The 21193-nt window shown below is 71.1% G+C and carries 19 protein-coding genes; 12 read left to right on the top strand and 7 right to left on the bottom strand.

Annotated features, from left to right (window positions below):
- The first annotated feature begins 12 nt into the window (after positions 1–12).
- The 3 genes from ACIGHB_RS29670 (at position 13) to ACIGHB_RS29660 (ending at position 2421) form a co-directional block, all read left to right on the top strand.
- Positions 13–558, top strand: a complete 546-nt coding sequence (locus tag ACIGHB_RS29670) for a hypothetical protein (protein WP_399917263.1) — start codon at positions 13–15, stop codon at positions 556–558.
- Between the two features lie 307 nt (positions 559–865).
- Positions 866–1285: a hypothetical protein gene (locus ACIGHB_RS29665; RefSeq protein WP_399917262.1), complete on the top strand. Its 420-nt coding sequence runs from the start codon at positions 866–868 to the stop codon at positions 1283–1285.
- Positions 1286–1344: 59 nt separating this feature from the next.
- Positions 1345–2421 carry a DUF6292 family protein gene (locus ACIGHB_RS29660; protein WP_399917260.1) on the top strand — a complete coding sequence of 359 codons (1077 nt, stop codon included), beginning with the start codon at positions 1345–1347 and terminating at the stop codon, positions 2419–2421.
- A 307-nt stretch (positions 2422–2728) separates the two neighbouring features.
- Here the strand turns inward: ACIGHB_RS29660 and ACIGHB_RS29655 are convergent, their stop codons facing one another.
- Positions 2729–2932, bottom strand: a complete 204-nt coding sequence (locus ACIGHB_RS29655) for a hypothetical protein (RefSeq protein ID WP_399917258.1) — start codon at positions 2930–2932, stop codon at positions 2729–2731.
- A gap of 338 nt (positions 2933–3270) precedes the next feature.
- Here ACIGHB_RS29655 and ACIGHB_RS29650 point away from each other — a divergent pair, with 338 nt between their 5' ends.
- Both ACIGHB_RS29650 and ACIGHB_RS29645 read left to right on the top strand, forming a co-directional pair.
- Positions 3271–4011: an AbiV family abortive infection protein gene (locus ACIGHB_RS29650; RefSeq protein WP_399917256.1), complete on the top strand. Its 741-nt coding sequence runs from the start codon at positions 3271–3273 to the stop codon at positions 4009–4011.
- 72 nt (positions 4012–4083) lie between these two features.
- Positions 4084–7677 carry a hypothetical protein gene (locus tag ACIGHB_RS29645; protein WP_399917254.1) on the top strand — a complete coding sequence of 1198 codons (3594 nt, stop codon included), beginning with the start codon at positions 4084–4086 and terminating at the stop codon, positions 7675–7677.
- Between the two features lie 144 nt (positions 7678–7821).
- Here the strand turns inward: ACIGHB_RS29645 and ACIGHB_RS29640 are convergent, their stop codons facing one another.
- The gene (locus ACIGHB_RS29640; RefSeq protein WP_399917252.1) at positions 7822–8013 is read right to left on the bottom strand and encodes a hypothetical protein; all 192 of its coding nucleotides are present in this window, start codon (positions 8011–8013) and stop codon (positions 7822–7824) included.
- A gap of 50 nt (positions 8014–8063) precedes the next feature.
- Here ACIGHB_RS29640 and ACIGHB_RS29635 point away from each other — a divergent pair, with 50 nt between their 5' ends.
- Positions 8064–8756, top strand: coding sequence for an ABATE domain-containing protein (locus ACIGHB_RS29635; RefSeq protein WP_399917250.1), 693 nt, complete (start codon positions 8064–8066; stop codon positions 8754–8756).
- Positions 8757–9114: 358 nt separating this feature from the next.
- Here ACIGHB_RS29635 and ACIGHB_RS29630 read toward each other — a convergent pair whose 3' ends face one another.
- From ACIGHB_RS29630 to ACIGHB_RS29610, 5 genes are all read right to left on the bottom strand, one after another.
- Positions 9115–10572 carry a hypothetical protein gene (locus ACIGHB_RS29630; RefSeq protein ID WP_399917248.1) on the bottom strand — a complete coding sequence of 486 codons (1458 nt, stop codon included), beginning with the start codon at positions 10570–10572 and terminating at the stop codon, positions 9115–9117.
- Positions 10573–10809: 237 nt separating this feature from the next.
- Positions 10810–12051 (bottom strand): phosphoadenosine phosphosulfate reductase family protein, encoded by a 1242-nt coding sequence (locus tag ACIGHB_RS29625; protein ID WP_399917247.1) that lies wholly within the window; start codon positions 12049–12051, stop codon positions 10810–10812.
- 479 nt (positions 12052–12530) lie between these two features.
- Positions 12531–14414, bottom strand: a complete 1884-nt coding sequence (locus tag ACIGHB_RS29620; RefSeq protein ID WP_399917245.1) for a DUF3560 domain-containing protein — start codon at positions 14412–14414, stop codon at positions 12531–12533.
- A 307-nt stretch (positions 14415–14721) separates the two neighbouring features.
- Positions 14722–15273 (bottom strand): hypothetical protein, encoded by a 552-nt coding sequence (locus ACIGHB_RS29615; RefSeq protein WP_399917243.1) that lies wholly within the window; start codon positions 15271–15273, stop codon positions 14722–14724.
- A gap of 140 nt (positions 15274–15413) precedes the next feature.
- Positions 15414–15806 (bottom strand): WYL domain-containing protein, encoded by a 393-nt coding sequence (locus tag ACIGHB_RS29610; RefSeq protein WP_399917241.1) that lies wholly within the window; start codon positions 15804–15806, stop codon positions 15414–15416.
- A gap of 453 nt (positions 15807–16259) precedes the next feature.
- Between ACIGHB_RS29610 and ACIGHB_RS29605 the strand changes: the two genes are divergently transcribed.
- The 6 genes from ACIGHB_RS29605 (at position 16260) to ACIGHB_RS29580 (ending at position 20817) form a co-directional block, all read left to right on the top strand.
- Positions 16260–16631 carry a DUF3846 domain-containing protein gene (locus tag ACIGHB_RS29605; RefSeq protein ID WP_399917239.1) on the top strand — a complete coding sequence of 124 codons (372 nt, stop codon included), beginning with the start codon at positions 16260–16262 and terminating at the stop codon, positions 16629–16631.
- 61 nt (positions 16632–16692) lie between these two features.
- Positions 16693–16962 carry a hypothetical protein gene (locus tag ACIGHB_RS29600; RefSeq protein WP_399917237.1) on the top strand — a complete coding sequence of 90 codons (270 nt, stop codon included), beginning with the start codon at positions 16693–16695 and terminating at the stop codon, positions 16960–16962.
- A 373-nt stretch (positions 16963–17335) separates the two neighbouring features.
- The gene (locus ACIGHB_RS29595) at positions 17336–17590 is read left to right on the top strand and encodes a hypothetical protein (protein WP_399917235.1); all 255 of its coding nucleotides are present in this window, start codon (positions 17336–17338) and stop codon (positions 17588–17590) included.
- 95 nt (positions 17591–17685) lie between these two features.
- On the top strand, positions 17686–18945 hold the full coding sequence (locus tag ACIGHB_RS29590) for a hypothetical protein (RefSeq protein ID WP_399917233.1): 1260 nt from the start codon (positions 17686–17688) through the stop codon (positions 18943–18945).
- A 906-nt stretch (positions 18946–19851) separates the two neighbouring features.
- A complete protein-coding gene (locus ACIGHB_RS29585; protein ID WP_399917231.1) occupies positions 19852–20259 on the top strand; it encodes a DUF3846 domain-containing protein in 408 nt (135 codons plus the stop codon).
- 126 nt (positions 20260–20385) lie between these two features.
- Positions 20386–20817, top strand: a complete 432-nt coding sequence (locus tag ACIGHB_RS29580) for a hypothetical protein (RefSeq protein ID WP_399917229.1) — start codon at positions 20386–20388, stop codon at positions 20815–20817.
- The last annotated feature ends 376 nt before the right edge of the window (positions 20818–21193 follow it).

Here is a 21193-nt window from a genome sequence, read left to right as displayed (position 1 = left end):
AGGAACCGAGGGATGAGCATCTGGAGTTCGCAGGATGTGGCCCGGGACTTCGTCCGCCGGCAGGCGGACGGCCTGGACATCACCCAGGTCGCCGAGCAGGTCGCCGAGGCGGCCCGCCGGAAGCGGGAGACCGCAGCCGGCACCCGACACGTCCTCCAGCACGACGTCGACGGCTTGGTGGCTGCCGACCCTCACCGTCTTGCAGCGACCTGGGCGGCCAAGCACACCGAATGGGAGCGCATCCACACCCTCCTGGAGGTGTCCGGTCGCGCGGTGTACGAGCCGTCCGACGATGCTACCGGTACCCAGTGGGCCCGCGAGCGGCAGGAATACCGGCAGCAGCGGCTCGACGCCTTCGCCGCGCACCAGGAGCAGCGCCGCCAAGACCGTTCCGCCGTCACCCTCCAGCTCCGGCTGACCGCCGACCAGGCCGCCGCACTGCACCGCGCCGCCGCCCGCTCCGGTCTGACCCCGGAGCAGGTCCTCGCCCACCTCGCCGCCCACGTCGAGACCTCTCCCGACGGGACCCTGTCCGTCCCCGGCCACGACTGCGCCTGACCCGCACTCGGGCACGGAGAAACTTTGCAGGCAAGGAGGGGGGAGCTGCTGGCCGGTCGCAGCGGCGCCGAACGAAAGCGGCCGGCGCCCACTTCCGCCGAGGCGGGTGGCAAGGGCGCCGGCCAACCGAAAACACACACCCGGGAGACCCGAGACGCGTATCTCGCTTCCGAGTGTATCCGCTCAGCATGGTGCGGAGGTTCCCCGCCACTTGCGACAATGACGTAAGCTGGTTAATGTTTTTTTGCTGACGGGTTGTGGCAGCCCGTCCAGAACCGGATACACCCACTCACCGTTCGGAGTCCACATGTCCTTCCCCACCATGCTCCCCATCGGCAGCCCCGCCCCGGCCGAGCCCGCGGCCGGAGCCGGCGTATCGGTGTGGCCGGCAACCACCGCCGCAGCCGCGGCCGAACTCGCCCGCCTCGCCGGGCTCCTGGCCGAGGCCGGCGCCACCGTCGTCCCGGCCGCAGACACACTCACGATCCCCCACCTCGCCTGCGGCCCGGGCGACACCGCCGGCGTCCGGGTGCGTACCACCGGCCGCGCCCCGCACGCCCTCTACATCATCGCCGCTGGCCGCATCACCCCCCACGCGGGCGCGGACAGTGCCTTCGCCGACCTCCACCCGCTCCTCGAGGCGGCCGCCCGTCCCTGCGAAGGATGCGACGCCGAGGCCGGAACGCCGTGCAACCCGCACTGCCTGCCCGACCCCTCGACCACCTGACACACCCCGCCGGCGGGGTGCCACGCGCACCCCGCCACTCCTGACAGAGGAAGAGGAAGATGATCCGCGCCGGACGCCTCAAGTACGTCCAGACCATGGCCGACCTGGCCGATGCCTTGGGCAAGTCCCTCGGCACCGTCCGCAACACCAAGCCCTACGCCGCACAAGGCCATCCGGCGCCGATCAGCTCGCCCGGTGCCCGGGCCCAGCTCTGGGATGCGGAGCAGACCGCGGCCTTCTACGCCGGCAAGCCCGTCCCCGAGCTGCCTCAGGCCGATGATGACGAGGACCTGCTGGACCGCCACGAGGCCGCCGAGCTCCTCGGGATCAAGCCGATGAGCTGGAACTCCTACAAGCAGAACCCGGACCTGGCCGACGGTGTGGTCCTCGTGCCCGAAGGGCCCAAGGGGACGGAACACTGGCCCCGCCGCCTGGTCCTCGCCTACAGGGACAGCCGGCCCGGCCGCGGCGCCGGCGGCGGCCGCCGGCCGGGCAGCGGCGACATGGTGCCTCGTGACCAGATCCTGCCGCGGATCGCCGAGCTCCTGGACGCCGACCCCGCCATCACCCTGGAGGCCGTCGCGGACACCCTGGGCATCACCAAGTTCCCTACCGCCCAGGCCGGCCTGGTCACCCTCCGGGGCCGGCGGATCGCCGACCTTGTTGAGGCCCGGCCCGGCCTCGGTCTGAAGGAGGCCGCTCTCCAGTTGGGCTACCCCGCCCTCACCCACCGCGGCGCGATCAAGGCCGCCGAGGGGGAACTGCACGCCCGCAGCGTGAAGCCGTATCTGCAGCACGCCGCGGACGTCCTGGCGGGCGCCGGCGTAGCCCCGCGGGCCGAGGCCGAGGTCCGGCAGATCGACGACGGGCACCTCGCCGCCGTCATCCTGCTCGAAGCCGGCCAGCCGGCGCCTGCCCTGGTGTGGGACGAACGCTACGGGTGGCGTACCGCTGACAACCGCCGCCATCCGATCGGCAAGTACACCGAAACAGCCCCCGAAGGGGAAGGGATCCGCTACCTGGGCAGCGGTCTGCGGCCCGACCCCGCCGAGCTGCTCGACGCTCTGCTCGACGGACGCAAGGGCACCAAGCGACCCAAGGTGAACGCGGGCGGGCGCGCCGGCGGAGAGGACTGAGCAGGGACCGCGCAGGGGGAAGCGCCCCAGCCACCCCTACTGGTCTCCGCAACGCGCACGGAGACGAGGTCCCCGACAAGACGGATGGATGCCGTTCCGGCGCGGAGAAGCCGAACCGTCCTACGGAGGCTGACCGGTCTGCCGGCGCAGTTTCACCCGAGCAGGCCGGTGTCGCGGGCCGGACAGGCCGCCGCATAACCCCACCCGGCCTTCCGGTCCTCGGCGTCCTCGCCCGCGGCCCGGAAAGCTCTCCGGACATGCCGAAGCGGCCCCACCGTCTCGGTGGGGCCGCTTCGCATGGGCCGGATCAGTGCTGGTCCCAGTCGATCCGGCGGCGCTGGGGGAGCGGCGGCTCGGCGCCGGTCCGCAGCGCCCGCCCGACCGCTGCGCGGTCCTGCTTGTGCGCCCGCCTCTGCAACCAGGTCCGGCTGCTGTCCTTCAGGAACGGGGACAGCCAGGGTCGCTCCTCGTACTGCATGCGGGCGGGGCGGTCGTGGAAGGTACGCGCCATCTCGGGGCTCCTCTGTTGATTTGTCGGGATCCGTGCTTCTCGGTCGCCAACCGACTGCCACCACCGGTCGACTGAGATAACTATAACCGCGACACATCATTTCGGTCAAGCCGGGCGCGAGGGTTTGGCCGGTGTGAGGCCGGACCGGCGCGGCTCGGCGGGCTGCGGAATGGCCCTTCCGGGCGAGCTCCGCGACCTGGGCGCCCAGGTCGTTCCCGGCTCCGGCCTCGCGGAACTCACCGACAGCCAGTCCGGAACGATGGACTGGGACGCAGCCATCTCGGGAACGGGCAGGGAAACCCCGTGCATTCAACTGCCGCCCCTGCCAGAGTGACCGAGTGAAACTGCTGCCCAGCGACCCGGATACGGCGGACCGGGTCCTCATCGACATAGGGCGCGAAGCGTTCAAGCACGCTAGGGAACTGCTCCGCGCCGCCCACCTGATCCTCGACGACGGCATCTGGTCCGTCGCGTACGCCAACGCGGCCCTCGCCCTGGAAGAGATCGGCAAGGCAGTGCTGTGCACCGCAGTCCTGCCCATGCCCGACGAACAGCGGCAAACGGAACTGGACGCCTTCCCCGCCAGGTTCACCGACCACGACGTAAAGGCGTTCTGCGCCTTCCTCATCCTGCACCTGGTTGAGGGCGACCCCGGCGACTGGGAGGGAGGCGTCAAACGTGCCGTCCGGGACACGAAGCGCACCAGCAAGAACAAGTTCCGCGGCCTCTACGTGGACTACAAGAACACCGGGCAACTCCTGAAGCCCAGCGACATCACGCATCCCCAGGCGAGCGACCTGATCGGAACCGTGGAGCGAGTCCTCGCCCTCTCCGCCGACAGCGAAGAAGCCCTGGCCAACATGGTGGCTCACCTGCCCGTCCTCCGCCGGATCCGCAGCGCCCTCGCCGAACAGGGCATGACCGAGGAAGCACTCGCCGAACTCATCCCGGTCGCCGTGGCGGTCGGCCGCGACGAACTGGCCATCGAGGAGGCGTTCCAGGGCACCGCCCTGGGTGCGCTCGTGACCGAAATCGCCGCGGAGAACGAGGCACGCCTTGCGGCGAGCGGCAGCGAATAGGGGCTTTCGGGCTGATTCTGCTGCTAGTGAGGGTGCTAGCGTGGGCCGGTGACCCCGAATGACGCTACTGGCATGGCAGTTGACCCGTCCCGCCTGGCGGACGGCTCACACACCGCCGAGGCCCTCCTCGAGCTCGGGGCCAACGGCGAGCGGGCGCTGGCCCACCTCCGCACCGCCGCGATGATGCTTCAGGAGTCTGAGCGGTGGCCCCGGCCTTTCGAGACAGCCCAAGCGGCCTGCCGGTCCGCTCTGGATGCGCTTCTCAAAGAAGCCGGGGAGCTATTCGAGGGTCCTGTCGACGCCCAGGAGAAGGTCAACAGCGAGGTCAAGAGCCTCCTCAAGCAGGCTGGGAAGCAGAGGCAGACCCCGCTGGACAAGTTGCTCATCGCTCTCGACGCCGGCGACGTGCCAGACAGCCTTGAGCCGAAGGCCGGCCTGGGAGCGGCCGTCGAACGGCTGATCCGCGTCCCCGAGGGCTACCTGCCGGTTCTTCCTGACCCCCGGCCGGAGTATGAGGCGGTCCGTCGGCTCCTTGACCTGGTCGAGGAACTGAAGACGCTGCCCGCCGACGGGGACGACCAGCGCGCGGTCGTCGAGACCCTGCGCAGGGTGAGGCAGGCCCGCCAGGAGTCCGGAGCGGCCGAAGAGGCGGACCGTCCGGACGGTCTCGACGCCCTGCGGAAAGCCTGGGACTACCGGGAGCGCGAAGAACAGAACGGCGGCGGATTTCGGCGACGCCAGGTGGCGTCCATCCTCACCCAGCGCACTGGCACCGACCCCGGGGACGGCGTGGAGGAGGCGCTGCGGGCATGGTCGAGGTTCTACAGGCAGACCTCCGCCACCCTTCACGGCGGCGAAGGCGCGGACGAGGCAAGCACCCGCCGACTCTTTGCCGACCTCCTTGCCCACGTCGAGCAGCTCCTGCTCGACCTGCCCGCCCTGGCCCCACTGCTGGTCCGGCTCGCCCGGACCGAAACGCCCACCGCGGCCGACGCCGCCTCCGTGGCCTCCTTCCACCAGCCCCGAGCCACCAGGTGGTTCTTCGCCAACGCCGTCAGCACCGCCTGGCTCGGCCTGGTCAGCCCGGCGCGGCTGCTGCCCCACGCCGGGCACTGGCCGGCCCAGCCGTACGTGGAGCGCGTCGCGCAGGCGGATCCGCAGAAGGCCCTGGCCTGGCTTCAGCAGCACCAGAGCAAGTTCACCGGCGCGGACCCGGTCGTGCTGGACGGTCTGTTGCGAGTGGCTCGCGCCACCGGCGGAGCCTCCGCCCCCATGGTGCGCACCGTCCTGGGCCCCGACGACAACGTGGAGGCGCTCTGGCGGCAGCTGGTGGTGTGGCTGACCGGCATCCCGGCCAGCGAGCGGGACCTCGACTGGGTGGAGACGGCCAAACGGGTACTGCTGTACGTGGTGGAGCACCCCGCCGGGCAGTACTGGGAGCTCCAGGCGCAGCTGCGGGATCTTCACCACGCCGGGTACGGTCCCGACGGCGCCGGGACGGCGGCTGTGGTGCGTGCCGTCCGCGGCGCGCTGAACGCGGTCGTCGACGCGGCCGTGGCGTACGAGGCGGAACAGGCGCACATCGACTGGGCGGACGACCTGCGCCAGGCCGTCTCGGCCGACGACTTCGGCCCCTCCGCCACGCGGATCACGGTCCGGGCTCGCCTCGACTTCGCCCGGAATGAGTTCCAGCACGGCGTTTCCCTGACCGAGCGCACGCGCGGATGGCAGAACCTGCCGGGACCGTCCCGGTGGGCGGACCGTGTGCTGGCGGCGCACCTGCTGGAGACGCTTCCCCAGCAGCGCGACGATTCTGAGGCGTCCCAGAGCTGGCTCGCGGCCGCCCGCAGTCTCCTGGCTCGCCTGGGAGACGTTGAGAGGGCCGGCGCCGACACCGTCGACCTGATCGCCGCCGCCCTCGACCAGTGCACGCCCGACGCCCTGCCGGAGCTGGAAGAGGAACTCACCGCCGCGCTCGGCCCGGCCCCAACCGGGGACGCCCTCGACACGGGCCGCAGCGCTCTGGCCGACTGGACAGCTCAGGCTCCGGCCGGCTGGTCCGTGGTGTGGTCACTGTCTCCGGTGCTGCCCGCGCCGGTGCTTGCCCCGTGGCAGCCCGTCATCGACGCGGTGACCGCCCTCGTCGGGCCCGCGCCGGCCAAGCCGCTTCCGCGTGTCCAGGTCGTTCCCTACCTCGACACCCTCACCGCCGCCGGACAGGAACTCGCCGCCGTGGTCACCAGCCAGGGCGCCCCGACCGCTGCCGCGCTCCTGCGGCAGCGGCAGCAGACCGGTTCCCTGTCCCCGGACTACGCCCGGATCGTCCTGATCAACCTTGTCACCACCGACCCGGCCCTGTGGGCCGCCGACGTCCCCGCGGTCACCGAGGCCCTCGCGGACCACGCTCTGCAACACGCCTACCTGGCCGGACTTCACACCCCGCTGACCGCCGACCCGTGCCCGCTCCCGGACCCCGAGGCCACCACGAAGGCCATCATCACGCAGTTGTGGGGGCTGCTCCGCGCACCCGGCGTCGAGGGCCAGGTCACGGCACAGGCGCAGCAGACGTTGTGCCGCGCGCTCACCAGGGCGTGGACGCACCACACCGACCTCGGAGACATCTCGGCCGCACTCACCCGCTGGCTCGAAACGGCCGTCCTCGCCTGGACCGAGCCGGCCACCCCAGCGGCCGACCCGCTGTCGGGCGGGCACCAGGACACCGGCGGCCTCGCGCTCGACGCCCTCATCCGCCACGGGCTTACGTTTGCCGAGGCCCCGGCCGAACTCACCGAGGCCGTCAAGATCCTCCTCGACGGCCTCCTCGACACGGGAACCGACCATCGCGCCCTGGCCATCATCGGCCGCCACCTCCCCGCTCTGATCCAGCATGCGCCCCGCTGGACCGACCGTCACCAGGCTGCCCTCTTCGACCTCGGCAACACGTTCGTGCCCGCCGTCTACGGGATCAACGCCCGGCAGAGCATCGACCCGGCCGGCCTGCGGATCATGCGGCGCCTCGACCCGGCCAAACTCGCCGCCTACCTGGGCCGCACCAGCGGCGACACGACGCACACGGCGCTCTGGGGATACTGCGCGGCCCTGCTCCTGGCCAGGCCGGGCGACCTCGGAGGCCGTCCCGAGTTCCTCACCCTCCTCAGCACGCTCGACGGCGGCCCGGCGGCTATCTCCCGGCTACTGGGCGAGGCCGAGCGACTCCTCCCCCGTACCGAAGCTCCAGAGCGCGTGGCGGACATCGAGCACGGCGTCGAGCTGTGGCGCGGCGTTCTCGCGCTTGACCTTCCCGGCTCAGCTGGCCACCTCCACGCCGCCGGGAACTTCGCCCACAGCGCAGCACTGGACGACGCGGTGTGGCTGGCACTGACCGCCCAGACCCTTGAGCGCACCACTGACATCACCCACATCACCGCCGTTGCACGGCGCGCAGCCCGGCGTCCGGACCTCGAAGCCGCTCACCAGGTCATGGCGGCCCTCGTGGCCGCTGACATCCCCGACGACTCCTCCAGGGCAGCGTTCCTCACCGTGGCGATCAAGAACGAGGGCATCAGGCTGTGGAAGACCTCCCAGCGTGGCACGCCGGGCCGTAGGGACCTAGGCCAGGCCCTCGCCCGCCACCATGACTTCCTTGAGGGAGCCCTGGAGGAGTAGGACGGAAGCCGTTCACCCACCGGACGAGAGCGTGTGTCCGATCCATGGGTGACCGGTGTGGGCCTGGACGGACGGAGCCAGGGAGCACGCCCTCGCGCCCTGGTACGGCTCGCAGGCCGTACCAGGGCGCGAGGGGCAGGGGGGTCATGCGGGCGGGGTCCGCTGGTCCTGCTGACGGGATGCGAGGTCCACCGTCACGTCGCCTTCGGTCGTGTGGACGGTGAAGACGGTGGCCCAGGAGGCGGGATCGCGCTGGACGGCCAGCGCCGCGACGGCGGCGAGGGCGGGGGTGTCCGCGTCGACTTCGATCGTCCAGCTCACGGTGTACTCGGGCATGCGGATGCCGTCCTTCCCAGGCGCCTTGCGGCGCCCGTATCTGGGGACCGGTGGCCTTAGGCGGTGAGGACGAGCGCCGCCTCGTCCAGGGAGCGCTCGTTGACCCAGACGCAACCCCCGAGCGGGTCCAGCGCGTCGAGCCACAGTTCCTCGTTGTGCGCGAGGTACTCGTGAAGGGCGTCCGGGGCGCGCGTGAGGTGCGCGGGCACCTCGACCTCGGCGGTGAACTCGTAGGTGACCTCCTCGGTGACGGTCAGTTCGACCGTCACGGTCACTTCCTGTTTGACGTCCTCGGGCTCTGGAGCCTCGGCGTTCACCACCAGGCACGGCAGAGACAGCGCGTCCCAGGGCGGATCGTTCCTCTGCCGGGCGGAGTCGGGGAGGACGTCGAACCGGACGCCCAGGGCGTCGAGGTCGCGGAGGAGGTGGAGCAGGACGTGGGGGTCACGGGGGTCGCTCTGCTCCCAGGAGGCCCGCAGCGCAGGGTCCGTGATGTCAGGGAGCTGTTCCGTCAGGTCTTCGAACATGTGCAGGACGGCGCCGCTGACGGTCCGGATGCTGTCGAGGTCGAGATCGCGGTAGTCCGGGCAGCGGCGCAGGACCAGGTAGGCGGCGTGCGGGTACATGTGGGCCAGGGTGGCGGTGAGAGTGGCGGCCAGGCCGCGCGCCTGGGTCCGGGCGTTGGCGAGTGCGCTGCGGCACTCCTGCGGGGTGGTGTGCATCGGGTCTCCTGGAGTCGGTGAGGGGCCGGACGCGGGGCATCCGGCCCCGGGCGGCCTCGCCCCCGGCCGGGGGCGAGGCGGAATGGCGTGGTGCGGGAGGGCTGCCCTCAGGTCGCCAGCCTGTAGTCAGCGGGGCATTCGCCGCCGCAGTCCGCGCAGGCGGTCTTGCGAAAGCGGATGGATGGCCGGCCGCCACTGCCGACCAGCTAGATAACTATAACACGCATGCGTGACGATGGGGGGTGTTGTCCGTGGCTGGGTGGAAGACGATCAGCCCTTCCCCCAGGGGCTCTCAACGATGTTCAGACCGGGCCAGATGCCCCGAGCGCCCCCGGGACCCGGCCAGGCGGCGGGGTGACTGCCCCGCTGCTGGGCCGGGTCACGCCGCGAGTGCCACGAGGTCCGCCGGCGTGCACTGCCGGAGGCGCGTTGCCGCCTCAACCGGGGGCGGAGCGTCGGCTCCGCCGTAGACCCTCGTGAGGTAGGCCCTGACCCGCTCACACCAGGGACGGCCGGTCAGGGCACCCATGACGGCCGCGCCGACCGGCGGACAGACCACGTCTCCGATCCGCTGGAACGCCGAGGTCCGGGAGACCACCTTCCGGGACGTCGGGGACTGGGCCCGCCAGGGGTAGGACGGGAGGAACCCGACCAGTTGCCCGGCCTCGGCCTCGGTCAGCCGTCGGCCGTCCGACTCACGGAACCACGTCCGGGCCTTGCCGGTGAGGCACCAGCCGGCGCGGTCGGCGGAGAAGGTGTTGCCGCCCTTGGGCCGCCCGCCTGGACCCAGGCCCCGTACGCCGCGGGTGTTGACGCGCTCCCCGGCGTCCCAGCCCAGGGCAGCGGCGAATGTCTGCTCGGCGAAGGGCACTTCGGGCCGGACAGAGCCAGGGATGCGGTCATGACGGGTGGCCATGAGGAAGACGCGGCGACGGTGGGTCGCGACCCCGTAGTCGGCGGCGTCCAGCTCGGCCCACTGCTGCTGGGACCAGCCGGCGAGGGCGAGTTCGGAGCTGATCGTCTCGCGCACCCCGGCGGGTAGGTTCGCCGACTGCTCCATGGCGGCCCACCGCAGGCTCTCGCCGTGGAGCTGGAGACCGAGCGCCCAGATCAGGACCTCGGCGACGAGCCCCGCCTCGGGGTCCGGCATCGCGGCCGCCATGGCGCGAACCTGGGCCCACGTCGTGCCGGAACGCTCCCGACGGCCGCCGTGCCCGGCGGCCTTCCCGGCGGCACGCAACATGGCGGTGAGGATCTCCAGGGACCGGGCGGTGAGGCCACCGCGCTTCCCCGCGGTCGACCAGGCAGGGCAGGGCGGCGAGAGGATGACGCCGATGACCCAGCGCAGTGCGGGGTGCTCGGGGTCGAGCAGGGTGACGTCGATGACGATGCGGCGGTGCCCGGCCTGCTCGGCGATGACACAGGCGTCGCCGGAGAGGTCCAGGCCGACGGCGTCGTAGCGGGCGCCGAGCGCGCGCAGTGCCTCGTTCCAGCCCCCGGGGCCGTCAAAGACGCCGACGATGCGCTCGGGGTCGCCCTCGCGGGGGCGCAGGAGCCAGCGGCCGGGCCAGGGAGCGGCAATCTGGTCGAGTTCGGCGAGGACGTCGGCGGGGATCTCGGCACCGACGTCGAGCGCGAGGTCGGCCAGGCACACGGGGCAGGTGCGCTCCTCCAGCCAGTCGGTGCAGACGACGTAGCTGTGCCACTCGGCGAACCCGCAGCGGGCGACGGCGCCGCTGTGGTCGGGCAGCAGGTGGACCAGTCCCGTGGGATCCGAACCGAGCCCGGTCACGCGGATCGGCTCCGTGATGCGCTCGGCGGCCTGAGTGTCCGTCATGGGGCGTCCCCGTCTCCGGCCGCCGCGGCGGCCGTGCAGTGCTGTGCTTCCGGTACCGCCCGGGTGCCACCCCCAAAGCGATGAGAAAACAATAACATGCAAAAGCCATTTCGGGTGTACGGTCGGGCGGGCACCAAGAGCCGGCTCACCGCAAGCCGGAGATCCTGCCCGGAGGCCGCACCGGCGCCGGTCCGGACCGCCCGGGACGGAGCGGGCGGGCCGGACCGGACCGGACCGTCAGGCGGCTGCGGCGAGGCGGCGCAGGTAGCCGGCAGCGGCCTCCTCGCCGACGTGGCGCCGCAGCGCGTCTCCGCGGCTCCAGGCCAGCGGCCCTTCCTCCGCCTCGGCGCGGGCGGCCTCGGCCACGACTTCCGCGATGCCGAACTGCTGCTTGAAGCGGTGGCCGATGTGCTCCTCCAGCGCGACGTACCGGGTGGGCAGGTCCAGCCCCAGGGCCCAGCACAGCCGTACGGCGCGCACCAGGACGTCGCGGCCGGCGAGAACGCAGAACACGCAGGACAGTCGGGGGATGAGCGCGTCGTAGACGGGGTGGTACTCCAGGCCGGCGTCGGCGATCCGGTGCCAGACGTCCGCTTCGGTGAGTTCCAGTACCGGGTGCCAGGTCAGAACCATGCGGCGTCCGTTGCTCGCGCGCATGTCGAGGGCGAGTGGCGTCTTGCGGGCCCGCGCGGGGGACTCGGCGGCCCGGATGCCGAGTGCGGAGAGGATCAGCGCCTGGCCGTCAAGGCCGAGGGCGTCCGTGATCTGCTTGAACAGCGGTGCGATGTTGTCCCTTTTCAGCGACGCTGTACAGAGCCGACGGGCTGCGTCCGGCCACATGCCGCGCCTCTCGACCAGGCCGAGCAAGCCGCCCTCGGCCTTGACGACGAGGAACCTGACGCCCCACCGCTCGGCCTGGCGCTGCGCGAGCTCGCGCACACCCGGCCATTCCGACTCCTCTCCCAGGTCGGCATGGACCATGACCACCTTGTCCAGGCAGCCGGCCTCGGTGGCCAGCGCGACCACGCGGTCCCCGCAGACGAGCGAGTCCTTGCCGCCGCTTGTGGAGACCACGATCGCGTCTGCGGCCAGGATGAGCTCCCTGGGCGCCGCGGCGAGATCGCCGAGGAGACCGGCCGCGACCTCGGACCGGGTGAGGCCGCCGGTGCCCCGGCCCCGGGCGTGCGGAGCGTAGAGGGCGCCGAGCACGCCGTTGGCCGTGCGTGCCGCGGCGAACGTCCTGCGCAGCTTGTCCCGGGTTGCCGTCTCGCGCCGGGCAAGGTCGTTGAGGGCCGCCCGCGCCGCCTCCAGCTCGCCGGCGGGGAGCCGTTCTGCTGCGGCGGAGGTGAGGCGGGAGCGGGCCTCGGCGAGGGCCGTGGCGGCGCGGGTGTGGGCGCGGGTGGCGGCGGTGCGGGCGGCGTCGGCCTGGTGGGCGCGGCGGACGCCTTCCAGCAGTCGGCGGCGGGTGGGGAAGTCCATGGGGCTCCTCGGGTGCGGGGTGGTGGTTCCGGTGCCGGCGGCTGCCACTGCCGCTTGGCGTGTTTGGGACGGCGGGACCGAGCCGCCGGTGTCGTACGCGTGCCTGGTGGGGCGGGGCGGATACCCGCCCCGCCAGGGGGCCAGCTACTGCTGGCTGGCCATGTCCTCGGCCAGGGACACCCAGGGGGCACGGAGTGTGCGGATTCGGTGAGGTCGGCTGCTACCGCCGACCATTGGGAAAACTATATCACGCATTCATCATGAGGTGGTGTTCGAAGCGCACCGGAAGCCGTCGCACGGTGATGCCTGGCCGCCCTTTCCGAGAGGAACAGTTCGGGTCACCACGTCTTGAACCGCGGCCGCCGCCCGCCGGTGTCCCGGGCGGGGCGCAGCGACGATCAACGCTGGACGGGAGGGGACGTCTGCCGCGCGGTGGTGGCCGGGCCCGGGAATCCGGGGCCCGGCCACCGTGTTCCCGTTCAGTCCTGGGGGGTGAGGCGGACGGCCATGTCCTCGGCGCTCAGGCGACCGGTGATGGCGTCGTACGGGATGCGGTCGTTCCAGGAGTACGCCCGGGTTTCCTGGTTGATGACGGGCTGGATGTCCGGCCCGCCGGGAACGGTGAGGGAGGTGGCGTTGACCCGGAGGACCTCGTACCAGTGGCCTCGCGCGCGGGCGTAGTCGCCCTTGGTGAATTGGGCCCGGGACCAGAGCTTGACCCCGTCGGCCTCCGCCTGCGCGATGATCTCCCGCCAGTGGGCGATCTCGTCGGCGGTCTCGGTGTGGCGGCGGGTCAGTTCGGCGACGTTCTCCGGCTTGCTGATGTCCCACGAGGAACCGAAAGCGGATTCCCCCGCAAGGAGCTTCTCCAGGCCGCGCAGGGTGGCTTCGAGCTCCTTGAGGCGGCGCAGCGTGCGGGCCGGGTCCTTGCGGTGCCGCTCGTAGTTTGCGGAGGCTTCGGCGCGGCCGGCGTAGTGCTCGGCGCGGTTCCCCTGCTCGATTCCCTTGTGCTGCTTCGCGTCGATCCGGGCGAGATCCCGGCGGTGCCGGCGCTCGGAGTGGTGACCGACCAGGATCGGCTGACCGAGGGGGATGGCGGAGCCGATACGGCGGGCCTCGGCGAACGCGGCCTCGGAGGATCCGGCCGCCCGGTCGGCGTATTCCCCGAAGCGCTCGGCCCGCTCGGCGGCGCGCCCTTCCCGGTCGGCCTCGGCCTCGCCGAAGCTGCGGGCGATGTCCTCGCGCACGGTGATGTGCACGGCGTGCCCGGACTCCTGGAGGGCCTCGGAGACCGCGTTGAGGGTGAAGCGGTCGGCGGCCTTGTCGCGGGAGTGCGGGAGGTACCAGGCGTTGAGGTTCCTCGACCAGCGGAAGCGGCGGCTCTTGAGGATCTCGGCGGAGCCGTCGCCGCGGGCGGTGCCTTCGGCGAGGGTGCCGCCCGCGCGGGTGTGACGCAGGACGATCCCGCTGAAGCCCTCGGGAACGTCGTCCTCGGCAGACTCCTCCGCCTCGGCCGGGACGGGGGCGGCCGGGAGGATTGCGCCGGCCGGAAGCGTCGGAAGGTCGGCGGTGACCGTGATACCGGCCGCGCGCAGAGCTTCGGCGGCGGCGTACGCGGTGATCAGCGCTGCGCCGGATTCGTCGCCACTGTTTCCCCGGGAGTACCAGCACGCGCCCTTGCGGCTCCAGTCGAGACCGTGGGCACGGAGGATCGGGGCGGCGCCGTCCCCGAACGTCGTGCCGGTGACGGTGACACCCGCCTCGGCGGTGCAGGAGACGGTGACCCCGGCGGACGTCCCGGCCTTGGCGGGAGCCGTGCGTCGGGACTTGGCCCCAGCCTTGGCCGGGGCCTTCGTGGCGGCGGCCTGGGCGGCCTTCCAGCGCTTGGGGGCCACGACCTCCTGCGCGATGAAACGGACCTGGTTCGGGGCCCAGCTGTCGGGGACGACCTTGCCTTCGACGACCGCCGCACCGCGCATCCCGCCGTCGTCCGGGTCGGCCCCGCCGAACGCGGCCGACCACAGCGTCTTCGCCTCGGCGAGGACGTCGTCCGAGAAGTCCCGGTGGGTGGTGATGCCGTCCACGAGCGGCTTGCCGGTGATCTGCTCGCCCTTCACCGTCACGGTGAGTTCGTTGTCCGTGTGAACGTACGTCTCGCTGTATCCGTCCCAGTGGGCACCGTGAAGGGGGTTCGCGACCTGGTCCACGGCCTTGATGTCGGGGCCGTCGGTCCAGTGGACGGAGATCCAGGCGGAGCCGGTGCCGGTGCCGGTGAGCACGGAGAACTTGGCCCCGGGGAACGCTGCCTTCAGGCGCCGGCGGAGCTCGGCGGAGACGTGCTTGGTGTCGATGTACCGGGTCATGCGGATCTCCCTTGAGAGCCGAGAGTGTGGATTCGGGTCGCGGTCGGCTGCCACCGCCGAACACTTGGAAAACAATAACATGCAAGCATCACTATTTCAAGGTGGCGGCCTCTCCCGCCCGGCTCCGGCCCGCGTGCGGCGCGGGATCAACGCTCCGACTCGGTCCGTGTGGGTCTCCCAAGTCACCCGGAGCCGGGCCGGCCTGCATCACCGCCCCTGGGGCGCGGTTGTGGGGTCAGGGTGCAGTAGGCCGCTGGGTGCCGCCGCCTGTGCTGCCGCCCCGGCGGGGACGGCAGCAGCAGGCAGGTCAGTGCGGGTCGGGCGTCGTGCTCCCTGCGGCAGCCTCGGCGGCCCACCTGCCGCAGGAAAGACGATCCATCACCCGGCGGGCGGCACGCGGCCCCTCGGCGCCGACGCCGGGCGTCCGACGCCCCTTCGGGTAGGCCCCAGCGCGCAGGATCTTCCCGGAGCAGGCGCCGACCTCCAACCAACCCCACGCACCGTCAGGGACGGGCGCAGTCAGGATCACGCGGTGGCGCCTGGGGGAGCGGTGCCAGACAGGAATGAACCCCCGTTCCGTGGCCAGCTTCACCACCGCCTGCGTGTAGGGGTTCAGGCTGGGCGGGGCGGCCGGGACGCCGATGCGCAGGACCTCTCCGCCCATGGCGAGCACTGCGTTGAGCGGAAGGATTGCGTGGACCTCGGAGAGGTGACGGTAAGGGGACTTCCCGTAGGCGGGGCAGCGGCCGCACAACAGCAGTGCAGAGCGGTCGCGATCGGCGGCTACGAGCCGAGCGGCCGGATCCTGGCACACGGGGCAGGGCGCAGGACGCCATTCGTAGGGGAATTCGTCGGGCATGCGGTCTCCAGAACGGGGAGGAGGGTTCGCTCCGGCGGGAGGCTGGGGGTGCGGCATGAGGCGGGGACGTCGGCAGGTGGGCCGGTGCCCAGGTACGGACGGCCGGGCGGGGCCCGCCCCGACGGGGCGGGCCCGGTCGCCTAGGCGACAAGCACCCACTTGGGCTGGGGGTAGTCGCGCTCCAGCTCCATGTCGACCAGCTCCTGGGCGGTACGGGCGAGGTGTGCGAGGGGGAACTCCGCCTTCTCCGCCGGGACGGCGAGCGTGAAGCGGATGCGGTGCACCGTGTACGCCTTGATCTGCTCCACGGAGAAGGTCCGCATCTCGCCCCGGGCGCGGCACATCGCGCGGACGACGATCCCGCCCTTGCTGGTGGTGATCACGTTGTGGATCTCGATGGTGCGCACCGTCTCCTCACCCTTGCCGTCCACGTAGGTGATGGTGGCGGCCCGCCGTCCGTCCATGGCGCGGATCAGGTCGGCCAGGGTGCGGGTGGAGGTCTGACCGGCGGTGATCTTCATGGAGTTCGACATCGGGTGCTCCTCGGCGCAGTGCGTTTCGGTGGGGGTGCTGACCGGGTGCCACTCCCGACCAACAAGAAAACTATATCACGCATGCATCATGTCCGTCGGCCCCTTGCTCACCTTCGCGTGTCGAGCCTGGCCCGGTGATCGCCGGGCCAGGCGCATTCCGGCGCGCCGCTCGTGCTCGACCCCGGCCGGCCTGGACCGCGCGGAATTCCAGTCCGCCGGCGATGGTGAGCAGTCGCCATGGGTGGTGTCCCGCCTTCGGGTTGAGTGGCCGGGATGTCCTGCCCGGCCGGGGGGTTTTTCGCAGCCCTCCGTGAAGGTGGTGCCGCCGAACGGGGGGGGGAGTGGTGGCTTCCGCGTCCTGAAAGTGAATTGCAATTGATATAGTTGTCTCGATGGTCGGCGGTGGCAGCCGATCAGCACCGAAAGCCGCATCTCCCGAAGAAGGGGACACTCATGCCCACCCTTGCCCAGGACACCTACGCGCTCCGCATCGCACCGACCGGAAAGTTCAGCCTGATCGAATGGGGCCATGACATGTGCCCGCAGAGCGCCCTGGGCGCCGACCAGGTCCGATCCGTCGACATCACCACTCAACTGATCATGTGGACCGACGGCCTGGCCGTCCTGCTCGGTCGCCCCGCGAACAACCCGGCACGCCACCTCCTTCGCGCCTTCCAGACCGTTCCCGCCCAGGTCTGCGGCACGGCCGTCTTCACCGGGTCCACCCACGGCGGCACGCTCCTCGGTCTCACCGAGGACCAGGCGCTCGCCCTGCTCGACCGCTATATGAACCGCCGCCGCGCCATCCCCGGCCCGCGCCGCTAAGCAACCCCTCCTGGCCCCGGAGCGTCTCCGGGGCCCCTTTCAGCCGACGAGAGGAACCCCAGTGAAGTTCACCATCATCGGAGACTGGTACTCGGTCCCGGACCTCGCCGACACCTTCGCGGTCGTCGCCGAGGGTGAGAACTACGAGGAAGCGAAAGGGGACGCGGCCCGTGCGGTACTGGGGGCGTTCCCCCACCGCGCCGAGGAACCGTACTGCGAGACCCCCGAGACCCTCTGGGGCGGCGACAACGGCGCCTACGTCGTCGCGGCGTTCCTCGGGGACCTCTGCGATCAGGTGGTCGAGGGGGCGGATTTCACGCTGATCGCGTGACTCGGCCAAGCGGCGAAGCAACCAGCGGTTTCGCCCGGGATGGTCCGGGCGGGACCGCTTCTGCTTGCGCCCGGCGGGGCTTGAGACCCGGGCGCGGCAACGCTTGAGACCGCACGCGCCCCAGGGGGACGAAGGCGCGGCCGGCCGCTGCCTCAGCGGCTGGGGATGCCGGGAGCCCGGCCGATCTCCCTTCCGGCGTTCTGTGTGCCGTGGGCCTCGCCACTGGCACTGCCGGGCCTCGGGGATTCACCCGTACGGGTTGACCTGCGGAAACATCCCCCTGAAGTGACGTGTGCGTGATATAGTTATGTTGTTGGTCGGTGGTGGCAGCCGATCACAACCCGAATCCACGTGCACCTGTGAGGAGCTCCCCATGTCCGACACCCTGTTTGCCTCCCTCGACCTCATCGAGCCCGGCGACGTCGTCGTCTACCACGGCAGCATCCCCGCGCACCACGGGCTCCACATCGCCCACCCGTGCGCCTGCGCCTACTGCGCCAGCGCCGACTACCTCGGCAGCACCGACGTCCGCTACCGCCTCACCGACCCGTTCGCCGAGGACCCGGACGCCACCGCGCTCTGCTGCGTCCGCCGCCGCTCCATCACGCGGTCCGCCGCCAACGCCTGACCCCCTCCGGGGCGCAGCCGAGCTGCGCCCCGCCTGCGGCGGCGGGGAGTGGCACCCCGCCGCCACCGACAGCACTCCTCCGTGAAAGGCCGTTCATGAACACCAACCCCTCCGCCGACCAGACGTCCACCACCCCCGCGTTCAGCTCCCTGCACACCGACCTCACCGCCGCGCTCACGACCGTGGCGCTCGGCATCAACCCGAAGATTACGAACCCCGCTCAGCACGGTGTCCGTGTCCAGAGCAGCAGCAACGCTGTCACTCTCTGCACGTTCGACCTCGAAACAGCCGTCTCCGTGACGCTCCCGGGCGCCACCCCGACGATGGCCGGCGCATCCCTCCTCGACCACGCCCAGTGGACCAAGGTCATGGGAGCACTCGTCGCGGGTGAGGCAAAGGCCGTCGCGGCCCGGATGCCCGTCACCCTCTCCGGTGACCTCCTCACCGGCGGCGCAATGACCGTTCCCATCGCCACCCCGGACCCCGCCGCCTACATCCACCCGCCGCTCCCCGCCCCCACCCTGGCCACCGCAGACTCGGGCGAGCTCCTCGGGCAGCTGCTGCGCACGCTGTCCTCCTGCGGCACCGACGACACCCTGCCGACCCTGACCGGGGTCGACTTCACCTTCCACGGTCAGACCCTCACCCTGGCCGCGACCGACCGCTACCGGTTCGCCGTGGCGGACGTCCCCACGACACTCGCCGACGGTGTCACGGCCGACGATCGCCCCATGTCCGCTGTCGTCCAGGGCGCCGTCCTCAAGCGGCTGGTGCCGGTTCTCAAGGCACACGCCGGAACCATCTCGCTCGGTATCAGCACGGACGGCCGGTGGTTCACCCTGACAGCCGGACAGATCACCGTCACCACGCGCACCCTCGACGGCCGTCTCCCCAGATACAAGAAGCTGTTCCCCGCCGAGGCCCCTGTCTCAGTCGGCATCCCGCGAACCACGCTCGCCGCCGCTCTGAAGAAGTGCGCCGCCGTCCTCAAGGCCAAGGGCGACAAGCACACACCCGTCAGCCTCCTGTGGGACGGCGAGGGCCGTCTCACTCTCGCTCCCGTCCTTCCCGAGGCACAGGACCGTGCCCGACTCCAGGGCATCCCGGTGCCCCACACCGCCGACCAGGGCGACCCCGCTGTACTCCCCCGCCGCCACGTATCGTTCAAGCCCGCTTACCTGGCCGACGCCCTCGCCGCGTTCTCCGGCGACACCGTCACCCTCCACATCCCCGCCAAGATCACGACAGGCGACGCCCTCGCGATGACCTTCACGGACGGCCCCGCCATCAGTGGTGACGGATACCGCCACCTCCTCATGTCCGTCCGGCTCGAAGACGGCACCTGGAACCTCTGACCCACCTTCCCGTGCCGGGGGCGCGTACGCCGCGTCCCCGGCACGGGCTGATGAGCCAAGGAAGCAGGACCATATGACCCTGATCCGCTGCGCTACCTGCGGGACACCCCGCCCCATTGCGGACTGCACCAAGGCCCGCTGCGACGGCATCACACCGCTCCGCAGCCAGTTCACCTCCGAGGACATTAAGCGTGCCCACGACAGCGCGGCGGACATGATCCAGGAAGAGTTGAAGCTGGATGAGCCGCAACGCGACATCGTGACGCTTTTCATGGCAGCCGCAACCAAGCTTGCAGAGGACCCGGATCCACTTTCCAGGACATCGCGAAAGACGCCTTCGGCGTTTCCGTGGAGGAAATCAAGAATTGGTGGGACTGGTCATAGAAGACAGCCGGAGGGGCGGTCCCGGGAAGACCCGGGGCCGCCCCTCCGGCATGCCAGGGGCACCCGGGCAGGGGAGGCCGGCGGGCACCCGTCCAAGGCGGGGCGCAAAAGGGGAGACGCGGGCGGGGGCGCGCCCTCGCCTTCTCTGAGGGGACCGGGCGTAGTGGGACGCTGCCGGATCCCCTTCCCTGCGTTCACCTTCTTGGCGCGCGGTCTCCTGCGGAGACACGACGCGGAGTGCCTGCGGCACTCCAGGGGCTACGCCCCTGCGCAGCGGCCCTGCGGGCCGCTGTGGGAGCGCCTGCGGCGCTCCCACGTGCGGCGCCCCTGCGGGCCGCTCACGGAGGGCACTCCGCGCGCCACCGGGAAAGGCGAGTCGCGAACGACTTGCCGCTCACTCGTATGGGTTGTGACCTGCGAAATCAACCCCGAAAGTGATGGGTACGTGTTATAGTTGTTGTGTTGGTCGGGGGTGGCACCCGCCCAACACCCGAAGCACCCACACTCACACCGGGAGACCCCGTGTCGAAGATCAGCAACGCCCGTTCCTTCGCCCTGCTCGTCCGCCCGGACGGCTTCTTCAAGATCATCGACTGGCCGGCCGAAACCGGCGACAACCTGAAGACCCTCCGAGCCGAGATCGAGTGCCGCACGGTCGACGTCTTCGACGTCACCGAGACCCTGTCCATGTGGGTGGATGACGAGGGCCTGTACGCCGAGAACCCCCACGTGAACGTCCCCGCCTCCCTGATCCTCTTCCGCTACTGCACCCCGCCCCAGCGCTACGTCGGCAACGCCGTCTTCACCGGCGGCGCCGACCCGCACGGCGCCACCCTCGGCCTGACCGAGGACCAGGTCACGGAGCTGATCGGACACATGCTCACCATCCTCGCCATGGCCGGAGCCGACATCAACGCACTGGCCGAGTAGGCGAGCGAGGGAGGGGCCACCGCCCCTCCCTCCCCGGGGCGCGCCCACGTCCCGACCCTCAACACCGTGCGGGGGGAGTGGCACCCCCTTGCACGGGTCACCGGAAGCACCACTGGAAGAGGAGACATGTTCCTTCCCGAAGCGAGCGACAACGACCAGCAGCGCGCCGCCGACTACCTCTCCCGCCTGGTCGGCAGGGCGGGAGACGGCAGGCACAGCATCATCATGTCCATCGCGGGAATCGGCGGCAGCGCTGTCCACACGACGGACTTCCTGATCGCCGATCAGAGCGAGACCCTCCACGCCAACCTGGAGGAGGTATGGGAACTCTCCTACCTCCTCGCCTGCGCCATCGCGGGCAACTTGGTGGGAGGCATCATCCTGCGTACTCTCAGCCACCCGGAAGACACCGTCCGGGGATGGCGGGTAACCGAAGGCATCCCCCAAGCCATGACCGGCGCCGAACTGTTCGACGCCTATTGTTTCCAGCCCGACGGAGAAATCATCGTGCCCCCGCCAGGAACCGAATGCACGGACGCATTCCACATCCTCGCCTGAACACCATCGGGTGTCACCCAATTCTGCCAAAGCAACATGCTGCATCAACGTGAGGCAGCCACCCCCTCCCCGTAGCCAGCCGCCCGCGAAGCGGGCAAGGCCCCGGAAGCGCAGCGGACGGGGCTTCACCCACCACCCACAGTACAAATCCTGACGGTCAGTCAGTCCAGGGCGGGCGAAGCGCAGCGGAGTCCGCTGCCCTGAAGCGCAGCGGAAGGGCACACCCTGCGGGGTCGCGCAGCGACCCCGCAGGGTGTGAACCCCCGGGCGAAGCCCGGGGGTTCACGGGGCCCGCGAAGCGGGCCCGCTCACCGCCCCGGCGAAGCCGGGGCGGTTCGCTTCACCGCGCGCAGCGCGGTGGTACCCGCTCCGCGGG

It is taken from the genome of Streptomyces sp. NPDC085460, assembly GCF_044541975.1.
In the GTDB taxonomy this organism is placed as follows: Bacteria; Actinomycetota; Actinomycetes; order Streptomycetales; family Streptomycetaceae; genus Streptomyces.
Note: the sequence above shows the minus strand (reverse complement) of the source record. Positions and strands in the feature narration are given on the sequence as shown.